Genomic DNA, 17,417 nt, shown 5'->3' with positions numbered 1-17,417 from the left:
GCGGTCAGCGTCTGCGGATGCTCGCAGGAGCATCCATCCCGAGCGTCTCGCCGCGGAAGAACGCCGGGCGCTTGATCCGCTGCCAGATCATCACCGCGATGCCGACCACGATGATGAGCATCCCGAGGATGAAGACGATGCCGACGCCGCCGATCTGCGACCCGGAGCCGTAGGCCGGGTCCATGGAGTCGATCAGCGTCGTGAAGAACAGGATCCCGAGGATGATCCCGCCGATGAGCGGGAACAGGAACGTGAAGAACAGATTCCTCGTCGAGTCGAACCACTGCTTGCGGAAGTACCAGACGCAGGCGAAGGCCGTGATGCCGTAATAGAAGCAGATCATCATGCCGAGCGTCAGGATGGTGTCCCAGAGCGTGTCCTCGCTGACCACGCGCATCACCGCGTAGAACGCCGACGCGACGATGGCCGACACGATGGTCGCGAACCCGGGGGTGAAGAACCGCGGGCTGACCTTGGCGAAGGGCTTGGGCAGTGCGCCGTAGTGTCCCATCGCGAGCAGGGTCCGCGCGGGCCCCACGAACGTCGACTGGAGAGACGACGCGGAACTCGTGAGCACCGCGAGCGAGACGAGGAACGCCAGCGGGCCGAGAATCGGACCGGAGAGGTGGAAGAACACGTTCTCCTGGATGTCGCCGTTGCCGAGGCCGAGCTCGCCGTCGCCGACGCCCGCGAACATGATCATCGCGACGGCGAGCAGCAGGTACAGCGAGACGATGGTGAGAACCGTGGCGGTCGCGGCGCGACCCGGTGTCTTCTCGGGATCCTTGGTCTCCTCGTTCATCGTGAGAGTGACGTCCCACCCCCAGAAGATGAAGATCGACAGCGAGAGACCGGCGGCGACGGCGCTGAACGACGAGATCGCGAACGGGTTGAACCAGTTGAGGTCGAACGGCTGGTAGTCGAAGCCGTTGCCGTTCACCGCCTGCACGATCGCGGCGCCGGCGAAGAAGACCAACACGAGGATCTGGAAGCTGACGAGCCAGTACTGCAGTTTCTGCGTGGTCTGCATGTCGCGGTACGAGATCCATGTGGCACCGAGCATGAAGAGCAGGCACACGCCGATGTTGACCCAGGTGTTCGACGCGATCGCCGCGATGTCCGCGTTGCCGGTGATCTGCGAGAGCAGCAGGAAGAGGAAGTCCACCGCCACGCCCGCGAGGTTGGACAGCACCAGGATGGTCGCCACGATCAGGCCCCATCCGGCCATCCACCCGATCCACGGGCCGAACGCCCGCGTCGCCCAGGTGAAGGAGGTTCCCGAATCCGGCATCCGGTTGTTGAGCTCCCGGTATCCGAAGGCCACGAGGAGCATCGGGATGAACCCGAGGAGGATGACGGCCGGGATCTGCGCGCCGACCTCGGAGGCCGTGGGCCCCACGGCTGCGGTGAACGTGTAGGCCGGAGCGATGCAGGAGATGCCGATCACCACGGCCCCGATGAGACCGACGGTGCCCGCACTCAGCCCTTTGGTGGAGATTCCTGTCGTGACTCCTGATTCGGGCTCCGTCGCCCGGTTCGAGCTGCTCATCAGCGGACTCCTGCTTCGGCGCGGGTGCGCGGGACGACGATCATGGGCACGGGCAGTTCGTGCAGCATCTTCGCTGCGGTCGAGCCCAGGAACAGGCGGCGCGGCTGCGCCAGACGGCTGGAACCGACGAGGACGACCTCACCGGGCAGCCAGGTGAGATTCGCGACGGCGTCTTCGACCGTGTCGCCGGGGGCCTCTTCGACCTCGGCCTTCAGCTCTTCGGGCAGCAGCCCCTTGGCCACCTCGAGCACTTCGTTCGCGTGCTCGTCGCCGACCAGGCGGATCGCGCCGGTGTCGAGGCCGGGCGGCACGTCGAACGGCACGAGCGAGACCAGTCGGAGACCGACGCGGGACTCGCTCGCGATCGCGGCGGCCTCGTCGAGGAGATTGTCGGCGCCGGCGCGGTTGCCGACCGCCGCCGTCACCCTCGGGAGCACATGGTCGTCCTGCTCCGCCGTACCGGCCGGGGCCAGCGCGACGGGGATGGTCGACGAGTGCAGCAGCTCGGAGGCGACGCTGCCGAGGCGATGACGGCCGAAGAGGCTGCCGCCTGCGGTGCCGATGACGATCAGGCGAGCGTCGAACTCCTCACCGGCGGCGATGAGCCCCTCGGCGAACGACTCGGCGAAGCGCACGTGCCCCGTGCGGGTGAGCTCCTGGGGCAGCCGCACGACGGCATCCTCGAGCCACTGCTTCGCCTGTCGCCGGATGTGTTCTTCGTAGGCGCGCTCCGGGGGGACGGCCGCGCTGCGGGTGCCCTCCGCGGGCAGCACGATCACGAGGTGCAGGACCGCACCGAGGCTGCGGGCGAGCCGCGCGCCGAGCGCCGCGGCATCCGCTCCCGCATCCGTCGCCGTGTAGCCGACGACGACCGCGCCGGTCATCAGCCGACCTCGGCGGTGTCGCCCGCGCCGCGCGTGGCTTCGACGATGTTCGAAGCGACGAGGTGTCCCATGCGGATCGCGCCGTCGACGTGCTGGTAGCCGGCTCCTGCCATGTCGCTGCAGGCGAAGTGGATGGGTCCGACGGCCGACCGCAGGTCCGCGCCGTAGCGGTGCAGTCCGCCCATGTCGAAGCTCGCCGCGTACGCGCCGCGAGTCCACTCCTCGGTGCCCCAGTCGCTCTCGTAGTACACGACGGGGTTCTTCGCCTCGTCGCCGTAATAGTGCGACAGCGATTCGAGGATGCGCTCCTTGCGCTCCTCTGCCGACAGCGTGAACAGATCGTCGGCGTTCTGGTCGCTGACGAAGCCGACCAGGGTGCCGCGCTCGTCGCCGTGATTGGTGTTGTCGTACGCCTCGTGCGAGAGCTCGTAGGGGCTGAACGCGGTGCCGCTGAGACCCTGCTCGCGCCAGAACGGACGGTCGTAGACGGCGTGCACCTTGATCACGAAGCCCATCGAGATGTGCTGGTGCATCTGGTGCTGACGACGCGGCAGCGGCGGCGCGAATGCGATGCGGCTGTAGAGCACCGGAGCGTGCGCGAGGATCGCGAAGCGGGCGCGCACGGTCGTGTCGTCCGTCGTCGCGACGACCGACGACGGGGCTCCCGCGCCTGCCGAGGGGGTCCACTCGAGCGAGCGCACCGGCTGGTTCAGCAGCACGTCGTCTCCGAGGCGCTCGGCGAGCAGCAGCGGCACCTTCTGCAGGCCGCCGACGACGCGCTCGTCGAGGATGAAGTCGGCGTCGACGAGGTTCGAGTACGAACCGGCGGATGCCGCCATCAACAACGACTGCAGCAACGAGAACGAGTGCGTGGGCTTGGTGAGCATCGCGGAGCCGGTGGCGAAGGCCAGGTTGCGCACGGCCTCGTCGTCATCGGTCTGCGCCCGCAGCCAGGCGTCCCACGTGACCGAGTCCCACTCTTCGGCCTTGGCGTGCGCCCAGGGGCGATCGGGGTCGATCTCGGCGACCATGGCGTCGAGGCGCTCGGTGATCTCGGCGATGACGGCCTCGGTCTCGGCGGACACCGGAAACATCTCGCCCGTGAAGCGGTGAGTCTGTCCGTCGGGGCCGACGTACACGCTGTCGCCTTCGCGATAGCGGCTGTAGGTCTCGAGCCCCAGCTCCTCGATCGTGTCCTTCAGCGCATCCTGATCCGGCGAGACCCACTGGCCGCCGATCTCGAGCATGGCGCCGTCGATGACGTCGGTCCACAGGCGGCCGCCGACGCGGTCACGTGCTTCGAGGACGGCGACCGACAGTCCGGCCTTGCGCAGGTCGTTCGCGGCCGTGAGCCCTGCGGCTCCGGCTCCGACGATCAGCACGTCGCGAGTGATCTCAGCCATCTGCTTCTCCTTCGTTGGAAATGTATGTGCCGGCCGCGACTCGAAATCCCCCGATCCTCGTCGCGGCCGGACGTGTGGTGGCGGACGCGGCGAGCCGCGACCGCAGGCCTGTCAGCCCGCGTTCGCCGCGAGTGCGCCCGCGACGACGTCGAGGCCCTCGTTCAGCAGATCGTCGCCGATCGAGAGCGGGGGCAGGAAGCGGATGACGTTGCCGTAGGTGCCGCAGGTGAGCACGATGACGCCCTGCGCGACGCACGCCTTGGCGACGGCAGCGGTGAGTGCGGCATCCGGCGCGTTCGTCTCGGGGTCCACGAACTCGGCGGCGATCATCGCGCCGTGACCGCGGATGTCGCCGATGCGGGCATCCTTCTGCTGCATGGCCGCGAGGCGCGTCGTGAGGATCTCACCGATCTCACGGGCACGCTCGATCACGCCGTCGTTCTCGAAGACGTCGATCGCGGCGAGCGCGGCCGCACAGGCGATCGGGTTGCCCCCGTAGGTGCCCCCGAGGCCGCCCGCGTGCGAGGCGTCCATGATCTCGGAGCGCCCGGTGACGGCGGCGAGAGGAAGCCCGCCCGCGATGCCCTTGGCCGTCGTGATGAGGTCGGGCTCGATGCCGAAGATCTCGCTGGCGAACATGTGGCCGGTGCGGGCGAAGCCGGTCTGCACCTCGTCGGCGATGAAGACGACGCCATTGGCTCGGCACCAGTCGGCGATCGCCGGGAGGAATCCGTCGGCCGGGACGATGAACCCGCCCTCGCCCTGGATGGGCTCGATGATGACGGCGGCGAGGTTGTCGGCGCCGATCTGCTTCTCGAGCTGCAGGATGACGCGGGCCGCGGCCTCGCCACCCTCGAGTCCGTCGCGGAACGGGTACGACATCGGTGCGCGGTAGACCTCGGGGGCGAACGGCCCGAAGCCGCTCTTGTAGGGCATCGACTTGGCGGTCAGCGCCATCGTCAGGTTGGTGCGGCCGTGGTAGCCGTGGTCGAAGGCGACGACCGCCTGGCGGCCGGTGTGCTTGCGGGCGATCTTGATCGCGTTCTCGACGGCCTCTGCGCCGGAGTTGAACAGGGCGCTCTTCTTGGCGAAGGCGCCGGGGGTGAGACGGTTCAGCGCCTCTGCCACCTCGATGTACGACTCGTACGGCGAGATCATGAAGCAGGTGTGGGTGAACTGCGCGGCCTGAGCGGCCACTGCTGCGGCGATCTTGGGGTGCGCGTTGCCGACGGTCGTCACGGCGATGCCCGAGCCGAGGTCGATCAGCGAGTTCCCGTCGGCATCGACGACCACTCCTCCGCCGGCGGCGACGGCCGCGACCGGAACAGTGTGCCCGACGCCGGCGGCGACGGCGCCCGCCTTGCGTGCGAGGATCTCGGCCGAGCGGGGGCCGGGGAGGTCGGTCACGAGGCGACGCTCTTGGGGGAGGTCGGGTCCACCGAGGGGGATTGCAACAGCTGCGGTGTCGAGGAGAGCCATGTCCGTGAGCGTACGACCGGATCCACCACAGCCGCATTCGCCCGGCTGTACAATCTCGTAGAGATCATCGCCCGACCGTACACCTCCGGCCCCGATGACGGGAGAGGAGCATCGGCATGGATGACGCAGAGCAGCCCACCCTGCGCGCTCTGTTCCGGCGTCGCGACCTCGGACTCGGGCTGATCTCGAACGAGAGCGACCTTCCGGCGGGCGCGCTCGATCGCCCCCTGCGCTGGGTGCACAGCTCCGACCTCGCCGATCCGACGCCGTTCCTCGCCCAGGACCTTGCTCTGCTGACCACCGGCACCCAGTTCGACGCCGGAACCGACTTCGACGTGTACGTGGGGCGGCTCGCGGACCGCGGGGTGCTCGGCCTCGGCTTCGGCACGGACGTGCATCGCGCCGGAATCCCCGAGGAGCTGATCCTCGAGTGCGCACGCCGCGGGACCCCCCTGTTCGAGGTGCCCTATCGCACACCGTTCATCGCGATCGCCCGCGCGCACTCCGAGGCCATCGCCGCTCAGGCCTACGCCCGCAGATCCTGGGCGCTCGACACCCAGCGTGCGCTGGCACTGGCCGCACTCCGTCCCCGCGGGCTCGACGCGACCGTCGCCGAACTCGGGAGGCGCCTGGGAGTCTGGGTCGGCATGTACGACGCGGCCGGCTCGCTTCAGCTCTCACACCCCCGGTCAGCCGTATCAGCGGGTCGGCTGACCCGGCTCGGCGAGCGTGCGACCGAGATCCTCACCCGCGGACTCGAAGCCGGGCAGTCGCTCACGATCGACGATCAGACGTTCACGCTCTTCACGGTCGGACGCCGCGGACACCTGCGGGGAGTGATCGCGTTGGCGGTCGACACACTCGACGCGGAGGCCCGCACGGTCGTGACGTCGGTGATCGCGATGGCCGGGCTCGCGCTGGAGCAGAGCGACCAGCTCGCCCGCAGCAAGCGCCGGCTGAACTCGCAGCTGCTGAGCTCCCTGCTCGACGACGACCCGGCACTCGCCCGCAAAGTGCTCGGCGGCATGCCGTCGGCGCCCGTGGTGGTGGCGATCGCCGCGGACGCTCCGACCGGACCGTTCGCGGACTGGTGGGACCGCCGCCGCGCCGAGCACGGCACCGCGAGCTTCCTCGCCGAGTCCCCCGAGGGCGTCGTGCTCTGCCTGTCGATGGACGACGACGCACTGCTCGACGAGGTGGCCGCACGCTTCGGCATCCGCATCGGCGCATCGGGATCGGAGTCGTACGACGCGTTCTCGCGCGCCCACGCTCAGGCGCTCGCGGCACTGCGACAGCAGTCCGGCGCAGGGGTGTTCCATTTCGCCGATGCGGCGGGATCCAGCATCCTCAGCGCGCTCGCGACCGACGAGGCCCGCCTGGTCGCCGAGTCGCGGCTCGCGCCTCTCCGCGATCATGACGCGCGATCAGGCGGCGACCTCGAACACTCGCTGCGCACCTGGCTCGAGCACGATGCGAAGTCCGAGCCGGCGGCTGCGGCCCTCGGCGTGCACCGCCATACGCTGCGGTCGCGGATCACCCAGGCGGGTTCGCTGCTCGGCAGCGATCTGTCGTCGTTCCCCGCCCGCGCAGAGCTGTGGGCGCTGCTGCAGACGGCCCGCGACTAGCTGCCCTGCCCTACTCCCCCTACTCCCCGTCCGGCACGAAACCCACCTTCCGGCACGAAACCCACCGACCGCACACGGGTCTCACCCCGAAACCTCGGTCTCGCCGACCGGCGCCGACCGGCGTGCAGCCGCCTCCCGAGGGCCGAGGTCGGTCAGCGCGGTGCGTGCGCCTCGAGGAATTCGTACACATCGGTGGTGTCGACACCGGGGAACGCCCCGGTCGGCAGCGTGGCGAGCAGGGTGCGAGGGGTCCTGACGTTCGGCCAGGAGTTCTCACGCCATCGCCCCTCGAGGTCGGCCGGTGCTCGGCGGCAGCAGACCTCGACGGAGTGCTTCGAGACTCCGCGGTGCGGGGTGTCGCGCCCGACGAACCACTTCGTGTCGTCGAAGCGCACGCCCACGCTGACCGAGTGCAGCCCCTCGCTCGACGCCTCGACTCGGGCCGTGCACCAGTAGGTGCCGTTACCCGTGTCGGTGTACTGGTAGTACGGGTTGAAGCGGTCGTCCTCATCGAACACGACGCGGCTCGTCCACCGCCGGCAGCACATCTGCCCTTCGATCGACCCGAGTCGGTCGGTCGGGAAGTTCACGTCGTCGTTCTCGTAGGCCTTCGTGATCGTCCCCGACTCGTGCACCTTGAGGAAGTGCACGGGGATGTCGAGGTGACGGGTCGCGAGATTCGTGAACCGGTGCGCCGCCGTCTCGTACGAGACCGAATAGGCGTCGCGAAGGTCCTCGATGGAGATCGCCCGGCGTGATTTCGCATCCTTCAGCGCGGGCACCACATGTGCCTCGGGAACCAGCAGCGCACCCGTGAGGTAGTTCGTCTCGACGCGCTGACGTAGGAACTCGGCGTAGCTGCGCGGTTCGGCATGCCCGAGGATGCGACTGGACAGCGCCTGCAGCACGGCCGTTCTCGCATCGCCCTTGGCCGGCACGCTGCTCGACAGATACAGGCGCCCGTTCGCGAGGTCGGCGACGCTGCGTGTGGTCTGCGGCAGGTCGGGCGCGTAGTGCAGCGTGAACCCCAGATAGGCGGCGATCTCGGATGCGGTGCGCTGCGTGAGCGGACCGCCGGGGTGGCCGACAGCCGCGAGGATCTCCGCAGCCTTCGCCTCGAGATCGGCGAAGTGATTGTCCTGCCGCCGCATCAGGTGACGGAGTTCGACGTTCGCGCGCCGCGCCTCTTCGGGGGTCGCCGCACGCTCATCGCGCAACCGGTCGATCTCGCCGTGCAGGGCGAGCAGCGCCTTCAGCGCATCCGTCGGCATGCTCTTGGCGATGCGGAAGGGCTCGATCCCGAGCGCCTGGAACGTCTGCCCCCTCATGGCTCGCTCGAGGGCGATCTCGACCGCGCTGCGCTCATCGAGCGGCTCCCCCTCGAGCAGTGCGTCGATCGTGACGCCGAGAGCGCGCGCGATCGCCTGCAACTGCGTGAGCTTCGGCTCGCGCTTGCCGGTCTCGATCATCGACATCTGACTCGGTGCCCGGTCGACGGCCGCTGCCAGGTCATCGAGGGTCATCCCCCGTGCGGTGCGCAGCTGACGGATGCGCCGCCCGATCGTGAGGGCGTCGGCGTCTTCTTCGACCACTGAGGTGCTCATGCGGCCGATTCTGTCACAGAAACAGAATTTCAGCCGATCTTCTCCTGTTGATTGGCCAAGTTCGGGCCAGATCTTCACCCACAGTGGAAACACGCCACCCGGCTTCACGGTCCGGGCATCCAACGGAGGAGACACCATGACGAACACCGCTCAGAACCACACCCCGCGACCCGCAGGTCTGCGTGCCGGCGACCAGGTTCAGACGGCCGCCGAGCTCCGGGAGATCTGGGAGACGGATCCTCGCTGGGACGGCGTCGCGCGCACCTACTCGGCAGAGGACGTCATCCGCATCCGGGGCTCGGTGCGAGAAGACGCGACCCTGGCCCACCGCGGTGCCGAGAACCTCTGGAACCTGCTGCACACCGAGGACTACGTGCGGGCGCTCGGCGCCTACACGGGCGGCCAGGCCGTGCAGCAGGTGCGGGCGGGCCTCAAGGCCATCTACCTCTCCGGCTGGCAGGTCGCGGCCGACGGCAACCTCGCCGGCCAGACCTACCCCGACCAGTCGCTCTACCCCGCCAACTCGGTGCCGGCGGTCGTGCGTCGCATCAACAACGCGCTGATCCGCCAGGATCAGCTCGAGCATGCCGAGGGAGAGGTCACGCAGGACTGGCTCGCACCGATCGTCGCCGATGCCGAGGCGGGTTTCGGTGGGCCACTCAACGCCTATGAACTCGCGCAGTCGCTGATCCAGGCCGGAGCAGCCGCCATCCACTGGGAGGACCAGCTCGCGAGCGAGAAGAAGTGCGGCCACCTGGGCGGCAAGGTGCTCGTGCCGACTCAGCAGCACATCCGCACGCTGAACGCGGCGCGCCTCGCTGCCGACGTGTCGGGGGTGCCGACGGTCATCATCGCCAGGACGGATGCTCTCGCCGCCGACCTGCTGACGAGCGACGTCGACGAGCGCGACCAGCGGTTCACCACCGGCGAGCGCACGACTGAGGGCTTCTACCGCATCCAGCCCGGCATCGAATCGGTCATCAGCCGTGGCCTCGCGTTCGCGCCGTACGCCGATCTGCTGTGGGTCGAGACGGGCGAACCCGACATCGAGCTGGCCCGTGCTTTCGCCGCGGCCATCCACGAGCAGTTCCCCGGCAAGATGCTCGCCTACAACTGCTCCCCGAGCTTCAACTGGAAGCGTCACCTGTCGGACGCCGAGATCGCGACGTTCCAGCAGGAGCTGGCTGACCTGGGCTACAAGTTCCAGTTCATCACGCTCGCCGGCTTCCACGCCCTGAACCACTCGATGTTCGACCTCGCCCGCGGCTACGCCGATCGCGCCATGAGCGCGTACGTCGAGCTGCAGGAGGCCGAGTTCGCCGCAGAGGCGAACGGCTACACCGCCACCAAGCACCAGCGCGAGGCGGGCACCGGCTACTTCGACGTCATCTCGACCGCGCTCAACCCCGACAGCGCGACCCTCGCCCTCGCCGGTTCCACCGAAGCCGCGCAGTTCCACTAAGCCACTCCAAAGGACTCAGATCATGACCACTCCCACCGCTCCCCCGACGACCGCTCCCATCCAGACGACGCAGCAGGGCCCGGCGATCACCGTCACCGGCCCACTGCGAGAGCGCTATGACGAGATCCTCACCCCCGAGGCGATCGCGTTCCTCACCGAACTGCACCACCGCTTCGCCGCCCGCCGTCACGACCGGCTCGCCGACCGCATGCGCCGCCGGTTCGAGATCGGCAACGGGCACGACCCGCGCTTCCGCGACGACACCGCGCACATCCGCGCGGATGCCGACTGGCGGGTCGCGGGCCCCGGACCCGGGCTCGAAGACCGTCGGGTCGAGATCACCGGGCCCACCGACCCGAAGATGACGATCAACGCACTGAACTCCGGAGCGCGGGTGTGGCTCGCCGATCAGGAGGACGCCACGAGCCCCACCTGGAAGAACGTCGTCGAGGGTCAGCTGTCATTGCGCGACGCGATCCGCGGCGAGCTCTCCTTCACCGGTCCCGCGAGCGAATCGGGACCGGGCAGGGAGTACCGTGTCACCGCCGAGCGCACGCCGACGATCGTGATGCGCCCTCGCGGCTGGCACCTGCCCGAGAAGCACCTGCAGTTCACCGATCGCGCAGGGCGGCGCACCGCGGCTTCGGGGTCGCTCGTCGATTTCGGACTCTACTTCTTCCACAACGCGGAGGAGCTGATCGCGAACGGCCGCGGACCGTACTTCTACATCGCCAAGCTCGAATCGAGTGAAGAGGCGAAGCTGTGGGACGACGTGTTCTCGTTCAGCGAGGAGTACATCGGCATCCCCCATGGCACGATCCGCGCCACGGTGCTCATCGAGACTCTGCCGGCGGCGTTCGAGATGGACGAGATCCTCTACGAGCTGCGCGACCACTGCGCCGGCCTGAACGCCGGGCGCTGGGACTACATCTTCTCGATCATCAAGAACTACCGCGGCCGCGGTGCTCGCTTCGTTCTTCCCGACCGCAGCGAGGTGACCATGACGGTGCCGTTCATGCGGGCGTACACCGAGCTGCTCGTGCAGACCTGCCACAAGCGGGGCGCCTACGCGATCGGCGGCATGAGCGCCTTCATCCCGAACCGTCGCGACCCCGAGGTGACCGAGCGTGCGATCGAGAAGGTCTCGGCCGACAAGAAGCGCGAGGCCGGCGACGGCTTCGACGGCACGTGGGTGGCCCACCCCGACCTGATCCCGACGGCACAGGCCGAGTTCGACGCCGTGCTCGGCGACCGCCCGAATCAGGTCGATCGGCAGCGCCCCGAGGTCCTGGTGACCGCGTCGCAGCTGCTCGACCTGCACATCGGCCGTCCGATCACGGCTCAGGGCGTGCGCGACAACGTCTCTGTGGCGATCCGCTACCTCGAGGCGTGGTTGCGGGGGCTCGGTGCGGTGGCCATCGACAACCTGATGGAGGATGCAGCGACCGCGGAGATCAGCCGCTCGCAGGTGTGGCAGTGGATCCATCAGGACCGCTCCACCGAGGACGGCACACCGATCACCGCCGAGTACGTCGAGGGCCTGATCGTCGAGGTGCTCGGCGAGGTCGAGCGACGCGACGGCGACCGCTTCGACGACGCGGCGTCGGTGTTCCGCGACGTGGCGCTGCACGAGGAGTTCCCGGCGTTCCTGACGCTCGGCGCCTACAGCCGCTTCCTCGTCGAGGAGGCCTGACCCTCTCTGCACAGGGGCCCTTCGGATGCCGCGGTTCGGCATCCGAAGGGCCCCTGCCTACGCACATCGACGGCCGAGCCTTCTTCGATCCGCCCCTCGAGAACGGGCGTAGCCTGAGATCATGAGCGACGTCTGGTCCGACATCTCCTCCGAATTCCTGCACCTGTACCCGCGCGGCCGCCGACTGGTCGTCGTCGCCGGAGCGGATGCCGAGCGCTCACACCGAGCAGCGGACGACTTCGCCTCCGCCCTGACATCGGCAGGTCAGCAGGTCGAGCGGGCCGACAGCAGAGACGGCGACGAGCAGGCTCTGCGCGCCGCCGTCATCGCGCCGTTCCGAGCCTCGCCCGACAGCGGCGCCGTCCTGATCGTCTCGGGGCCGCCCGCGCTGCTCAGCACGACAGCGCGCGGACTCTGGAACTTCATCGTGTGGCAGCTCGCCGGCGACGAGGCGCCTCACTCGATCGCCTCTGCGATCGTCGATGTCTCAGATCCGGCGCATCCGACGCGGCGCTTCGCAGACTACTGCGCACTGCCCTCGTCGTTCGGCGCCTGACGGCGGCATCCGGCCTCGTTCGCGTGCGGAGCGCGGCGGTCGCTCCGGGTTTCGCGGGTGCCCCGGTCCCCCCGACCGAGGCACCCGCACGTCCGCCGGCGCTGTGCGCCGACGATCCGTAGTGCCCGACGCTCACGCGCCTTCCCCCGAGCTTCCGGACGGGCGATCCCGCCTCGTCCGGAAGCCGTGACGACCGGCGTATGGGAAGTCGCGGCTCCCGCACCACCTGCCGTCATGGCCCGCCTGGGGACACGGGCAGGTTCAGGTTATGCACGCACCCAGGCTGCCGGAAGCACCGCGGAGCGTCCCGTCACCGGATGAACGGACCCCGGCACGCTGTGCGACAGATGGCACCGGAATCGCGATCGGGTGTCGCTCTGCGCACCGCGCTCAGCGAGCACTTCACCTCGGCCCGAGACGCCGGTCTCGGGCAGGACACCCCCACGCTCAGCGCGGGCGCACGGCGCACGGCGCCGCAGACTCAGGCCGAGGGGCCCGACTGCTCGCCGCTCAGAAGCATCGCCTCGGCGAGGCGCGGGGGCTGCGTGCGTGCGGCCATCCGGAACGCACTCGGGCTCACCCCGACGTGACGGGTGAACTGGGCGCGAAGCGCTGCCGCATCCGCGAAACCCGACTGTGCCGCGACCGTCGCCAGATCCTGGGGCGGAGTGGACACCAGCTGCTCCCGTGCCGTCACCAACCGCCGGCGAAGCAGACGCGCGGCGAGACTCTCGTCCATCCCGGCGTACAGCCGGAAGAGCTGGCGACGGCTGACGTGCAGTTCCGCTGCGAGTTCCGCGATTCCGAATGCCGCATCCCGGTGGCGTCGTTCGATGATCCGATCCGCCGCAGCACGCACCAGACCGGCGCGATCCGTCTCGCCGTCACCGGGAAACTGGCGGAACAGACTGCGCACGAGCGCGACGAGCGCCGCTTCGGTGCCCGCCAGAGCTCCCTCGCCCTGATCGGGATCCTTCGCCCACTCGAACAGCATCCGCCCCAGGGCCGCTCCCGCAGCCCTGGTCAGCGGAGTATCGGGGAACATACCGGCTCCTGCCGCGAGCGCGTGCTGGTATCCCGGCACCGCGGAGACCGGCACGACCACACCGGTCGTCTCGCTCACCCCGAAGTGCTCGATCGATGACGCCCCCAGACTCGACATGAACCCCATCCGCCCGACGCTCATCAGCTGCACGCCCGCGGCGGTGCGCAACCGCTGCCCTCCCTGGTTCGACGTGCCGAGGATGATGATGTCCATGCCCTCCGGAGCACCGACCTCGTAGCTGACCGTGTGCGAGGTCTCGAGCGTGCTGTAGAGCATCGTGGCACCGATGGATCTGCGCAGCAGGGCAGCCTCGAACGCATCCGGATCAGCGGCGCTCATGGTGCCGAAGTTCGAGAGCTGCAGCATGCCGAGCGGGCCATCGAGTCGCATCACCTCGGCGGAGAACCACTCGGGCACCGTCGCGCCATCGCGCGCGCCCTCACCAGCGGCGGGCGGCACCCACAGTCCGCCCGAGAGTCGGCCCAGCCACGCGACCATCTCCGCATCATCGAGTGCTCGTGCCATCTCATCCCCCAGAGGGTGCGAGCCGCCTTCTGCGTGCGCCCCAGTCCCCGCCCTCACGATAATTGCGCGCGGTGAGGCACAGCAATATATACGTTCCTCGGAGCCTCAGCGGAACGATGCGGCGACCGAGTTGCGGTGGTAGTCGAACACGATGCTGGTGCGTGTCGACGCGACGCTGCTCTGCGCCGACAGGTGCTCGAGCACGAACTCTCGCATCTCCGACGAGTCAGCGACGGCGATGTGCAACAGGAAGTCGTCGTCTCCGCCGAGGAAGAAGACCTGGATCACCTGCGCCAGCGCCCGCACGCGATCGGCGAACTCGACGATGCTCTCGCGCCGGGCGCTCGGTCGAAGGCTGACGCCGATGATGGCCTGGAGGCCGGCGCCCAGCATCCGCTCGTCGACGCTCGCGTGGAAGCCGCTGATGACTCCCCGATCCACGAGTGCACGCAGTCGGGCGTGCGCCGTCGACGGTGCCACTCCGAGCTGGCCTGCGAGTTCTGCGTTGGTCATCCGCCCATCGGCACTCAGCAGCTGTACGATCCTCGCATCGACCGCGTCGAGTGCCGGCGCCCGAAGGGTGTTCGTCTGAGGGGCTTCGGATGACGTCTCCATGCGAATAATTATGCAGGATTCACGAGTGGGGCGAATGTTCTTCAGGCATTCTGTCGAATCATCGACGTTTCTGCGATTCTGAAATGCACTCACGCAACCGCAATCTGGAGGATCGATGAAGATCGGCGTGCCGACCGAGGTCAAGAACAACGAGAACCGCACCGCGCTCACCCCCGCGGGCGCCGACCGGCTGGTTCACGAGGGCCATCGCGTGCTCGTGCAGTCGGGAGCGGGCGTCGGATCCGGCATCTCCGATGAGGCCTACCGGACCGCAGGCGCCAAGATCGTCGCGACGGCCGAGGAGACCTGGGGCGAGGCAGACCTTCTCCTCAAGGTGAAGGAGCCGATCGCCCAGGAGTACGGCTTCCTGCGCTCCGACCTCACCCTCTTCACCTACCTGCATCTCGCCGCCGACCGGGCGCTGACGACTGCGCTCGTCGACGCGGGAACCACGGCCGTCGCCTATGAGACGGTGCAGCTGCCCGACCGCAGCCTGCCTCTGCTTGTGCCCATGAGCGAAATCGCCGGTCGTCTCTCCGTGACGATGGGCTCATACTCCCTCATGCGATCCGCCGGCGGACGCGGAGTGCTGATGGGCGGCATCGCCGGGACCCCTCGCGCCAAGACGGTCGTGATCGGCGGTGGCGTCGCCGGTGAGCATGCGGCAGCGAATGCCCTCGGCCTCGGATCCCAGGTGACGGTGATCGACATCTCGCTTCCGCGTCTGCGCGAGCTCGAGCACCGTTACGGCGGCGCCCTCGAGACCCGCGCGTCGAGCCGCTACGACATCGCCGAAGAGCTCGCGACGGCGGATCTGGTGATCGGATCCGTGCTGATCCCCGGTGCCGCCGCGCCGAAGCTCGTCACCGACGACATGGTCGCCGGGATGAAGCCGGGCTCGGTGCTCGTCGACATCGCGATCGACCAGGGCGGATGCTTCGAAGGTTCGCGTCCCACGACGCACGACGACCCCACCTTCGCGGTGCACGACTCGATCTACTACTGCGTCGCGAACATGCCGGGTGCCGTGCCCGAGACCGCCACCCGGGCACTGACCAACGCCACTCTCCCCTACGTCTCTGCCATCGCCGGCAAGGGCTGGGAGCGCGCGTCCGCAGAGGACGCCGCGCTCGCCAAGGGTCTCAACGTGCAGGGCGGACGCATCACACTCGATGCCGTCGCGAAGGCCCACGGCCTGACGTCCGCCTAACGCGCACGAACACGCAGAGAGGCGAAGACGCGTCGGTTCCGCGGCGAGCGCCGGAAAGAACCGCGATTCTTGACGGCATCCGACCCGTCATCGACCCGTCCCGCCCGAGTACGCTCGTAGTCGTGACCGAACGCGCTCCTCTCTCTCGCAAGCTCTCCGCCATCGCCGAATCCGCGACCCTCAAGGTCGATGCCAAGGCAAAGGCCCTCAAGGCCGAAGGCAAGCCCGTCATCTCGTATGCCGCGGGCGAACCCGACTTCGCGACGCCGCAGTTCATCGTCGACGCAGCGGCCGAGGCTCTCGCCGACCCGGCGAGCTACCGCTACACCCCGGCCCCGGGCCTTCCCGCTCTGCGGGAGGCGATCGCTGCGAAGACGCTGCGCGACTCGGGTCTCGAGGTGTCGCCGAGCCAGGTCATCGTGACGAACGGCGGCAAGCAGTCGGTCTACCAGGCGTTCCAGGCCGTGGTGAACCCGGGAGACGAGGTACTGCTGCCCGCTCCGTACTGGACCACCTACCCCGAGGCGATCCGCCTCGCCGACGGCACCCCCGTCGAGGTGTTCGCGGGCGCCGACCAGGACTACAAGGTCACGGTCGAGCAGCTCGAGGCGGCCCGCACCGAGCGCACGACCGCGCTGGTGTTCGTCTCCCCCTCGAACCCCACCGGCTCGGTGTACACGGCCGAGGAGACCACGGCCATCGGAGAGTGGGCTCTCGAGCACGGGATCTGGGTCATCTCCGACGAGATCTACCAGAACCTCACCTACGAGGGCGTCAAGGCGACCTCGATCGTCGAGGCCGTGCCCGAGGTGGCGGGTCAGACGATCCTCGTGAACGGCGTCGCGAAGACCTACGCCATGACCGGATGGCGCGTGGGCTGGATGGTCGGCCCCGCGGATGCCATCAAGGTCGCCGCCAATCTGCAGTCCCACCTGTCGAGCAACGTGAACAACGTCGCCCAGAAGGCCGCGATCGCCGCACTCAACGGCCCGCAGACCGAGGCCGAGCAGTTCCGCGAGGCATTCGACCGCCGTCGCCGCCTGATCGTCTCGGAGCTGTCGAAGATCGACGGACTCGTGGTGCCCAACCCGCTCGGCGCGTTCTACGTCTACCCCGACGTGCAGGGTCTGCTCGGTCGCACCTGGGGCGGCAAGACGCCGACCACATCGCTCGAACTCGCCGACCTCATCCTCGAGCAGGCCGAGGTGGCGGTCGTTCCCGGCGAGGCTTTCGGCCCATCCGGGTACATCCGCATGTCGTACGCGCTCGGCGACGACCAGCTTCTCGAGGGCGTGCAGCGCCTGCAGCGCCTGTTCAGCTGACGGGCGTTTCGTCTCGTCACGCCTCGTCGTGGAATCCGATCAGCCAGCGGATGCCGTAGCGATCGATGACCGTGCCGTCGTAGTCGCCCCAGGGGCGCTTCTGCAGGGCGTCGATCACTCGGCCCTCCTTCGAGAGCTGGTCGAACCAGCTGGTCAGCGTCGACGCATTCGCCGTACCGAGCAGCGAGAGGAACATCCCGCTCATCTGCACGGCGTCGTCGTCAGCACCGGCATCGGCACCCGCGAGTTCGACCGGGCCCGCGAGCTGCCCGTGCGCGATCGCATCCGCCGGCCCGTCGTGGCGTCCCGCGCCGGCGTAGTCGAGGAGCTGGAGCTCGCCCCCGAAGACCGAACGGTAGTGCTCCAGCGCTTCGGCCGCGTTGCCGGGGAACAGCAGGTAGGGGATCAGTCCGCTCATGCCGCGAGTGTACGGCCAACGGACGAC

General features: G+C 68.7%; 14 protein-coding genes. 6 read left to right on the top strand and 8 right to left on the bottom strand.

Features of this window, described 5'->3' with window-relative positions:
* Nucleotides 1-4: 4 nt before the first annotated feature.
* From QMA07_RS00860 to gabT, 4 genes are all read right to left on the bottom strand, one after another.
* On the bottom strand, nucleotides 5-1,549 hold the full coding sequence (locus tag QMA07_RS00860) for an APC family permease (RefSeq protein ID WP_290159248.1): 1,545 nt from the start codon (nucleotides 1,547-1,549) through the stop codon (nucleotides 5-7).
* Nucleotides 1,549-2,433 (bottom strand): universal stress protein, encoded by an 885-nt coding sequence (locus QMA07_RS00855; protein WP_290159246.1) that lies wholly within the window; start codon nucleotides 2,431-2,433, stop codon nucleotides 1,549-1,551. Before QMA07_RS00855 ends, QMA07_RS00860 begins: the two co-directional genes overlap by 1 nt.
* Nucleotides 2,433-3,836: an NAD(P)/FAD-dependent oxidoreductase gene (locus QMA07_RS00850; protein WP_290159244.1), complete on the bottom strand. Its 1,404-nt coding sequence runs from the start codon at nucleotides 3,834-3,836 to the stop codon at nucleotides 2,433-2,435. Before QMA07_RS00850 ends, QMA07_RS00855 begins: the two co-directional genes overlap by 1 nt.
* A gap of 111 nt (nucleotides 3,837-3,947) precedes the next feature.
* Nucleotides 3,948-5,315: a 4-aminobutyrate--2-oxoglutarate transaminase gene (gene gabT / locus QMA07_RS00845; RefSeq protein ID WP_290159242.1), complete on the bottom strand. Its 1,368-nt coding sequence runs from the start codon at nucleotides 5,313-5,315 to the stop codon at nucleotides 3,948-3,950.
* A gap of 116 nt (nucleotides 5,316-5,431) precedes the next feature.
* Between gabT and QMA07_RS00840 the strand changes: the two genes are divergently transcribed.
* Entirely contained in the window at nucleotides 5,432-6,940 is a 1,509-nt protein-coding gene (locus QMA07_RS00840) for a PucR family transcriptional regulator (RefSeq protein WP_290159240.1), read from the top strand.
* 152 nt (nucleotides 6,941-7,092) lie between these two features.
* Here the strand turns inward: QMA07_RS00840 and QMA07_RS00835 are convergent, their stop codons facing one another.
* Nucleotides 7,093-8,544, bottom strand: a complete 1,452-nt coding sequence (locus QMA07_RS00835; RefSeq protein WP_290159238.1) for a helix-turn-helix domain-containing protein — start codon at nucleotides 8,542-8,544, stop codon at nucleotides 7,093-7,095.
* Nucleotides 8,545-8,680: 136 nt separating this feature from the next.
* On the opposite strand from QMA07_RS00835, the gene aceA reads away from it, so the two are divergent.
* From aceA to QMA07_RS00820, 3 genes are all read left to right on the top strand, one after another.
* Nucleotides 8,681-10,006: an isocitrate lyase gene (gene aceA, locus QMA07_RS00830; RefSeq protein WP_290159237.1), complete on the top strand. Its 1,326-nt coding sequence runs from the start codon at nucleotides 8,681-8,683 to the stop codon at nucleotides 10,004-10,006.
* A 22-nt stretch (nucleotides 10,007-10,028) separates the two neighbouring features.
* Nucleotides 10,029-11,699: a malate synthase A gene (gene aceB / locus QMA07_RS00825; RefSeq protein ID WP_290159235.1), complete on the top strand. Its 1,671-nt coding sequence runs from the start codon at nucleotides 10,029-10,031 to the stop codon at nucleotides 11,697-11,699.
* Nucleotides 11,700-11,820: 121 nt separating this feature from the next.
* Nucleotides 11,821-12,255: a hypothetical protein gene (locus QMA07_RS00820; RefSeq protein WP_290159233.1), complete on the top strand. Its 435-nt coding sequence runs from the start codon at nucleotides 11,821-11,823 to the stop codon at nucleotides 12,253-12,255.
* Between the two features lie 481 nt (nucleotides 12,256-12,736).
* Here QMA07_RS00820 and QMA07_RS00815 read toward each other — a convergent pair whose 3' ends face one another.
* Together QMA07_RS00815 and QMA07_RS00810 are read right to left on the bottom strand one after the other, a co-directional pair.
* Nucleotides 12,737-13,825, bottom strand: a complete 1,089-nt coding sequence (locus QMA07_RS00815; protein WP_290159231.1) for an AraC family transcriptional regulator — start codon at nucleotides 13,823-13,825, stop codon at nucleotides 12,737-12,739.
* Between the two features lie 105 nt (nucleotides 13,826-13,930).
* The gene (locus tag QMA07_RS00810) at nucleotides 13,931-14,440 is read right to left on the bottom strand and encodes an Lrp/AsnC family transcriptional regulator (RefSeq protein WP_290159229.1); all 510 of its coding nucleotides are present in this window, start codon (nucleotides 14,438-14,440) and stop codon (nucleotides 13,931-13,933) included.
* A gap of 115 nt (nucleotides 14,441-14,555) precedes the next feature.
* On the opposite strand from QMA07_RS00810, the gene ald reads away from it, so the two are divergent.
* Nucleotides 14,556-15,650, top strand: coding sequence for an alanine dehydrogenase (gene ald / locus QMA07_RS00805; RefSeq protein ID WP_290159227.1), 1,095 nt, complete (start codon nucleotides 14,556-14,558; stop codon nucleotides 15,648-15,650).
* 122 nt (nucleotides 15,651-15,772) lie between these two features.
* The gene (locus QMA07_RS00800) at nucleotides 15,773-16,972 is read left to right on the top strand and encodes a pyridoxal phosphate-dependent aminotransferase (RefSeq protein ID WP_290159225.1); all 1,200 of its coding nucleotides are present in this window, start codon (nucleotides 15,773-15,775) and stop codon (nucleotides 16,970-16,972) included.
* Between the two features lie 16 nt (nucleotides 16,973-16,988).
* Here QMA07_RS00800 and QMA07_RS00795 read toward each other — a convergent pair whose 3' ends face one another.
* Entirely contained in the window at nucleotides 16,989-17,390 is a 402-nt protein-coding gene (locus QMA07_RS00795) for a VOC family protein (RefSeq protein WP_290159223.1), read from the bottom strand.
* Nucleotides 17,391-17,417: the final 27 nt, after the last annotated feature.

It is taken from the genome of Microbacterium sp. APC 3901 (assembly GCF_030407765.1).
Classification (GTDB): domain Bacteria; phylum Actinomycetota; class Actinomycetes; order Actinomycetales; family Microbacteriaceae; genus Microbacterium.
The sequence above is the reverse complement of the archived record's forward strand: the minus strand, read 5'-3'. Positions and strand labels throughout refer to the sequence as shown.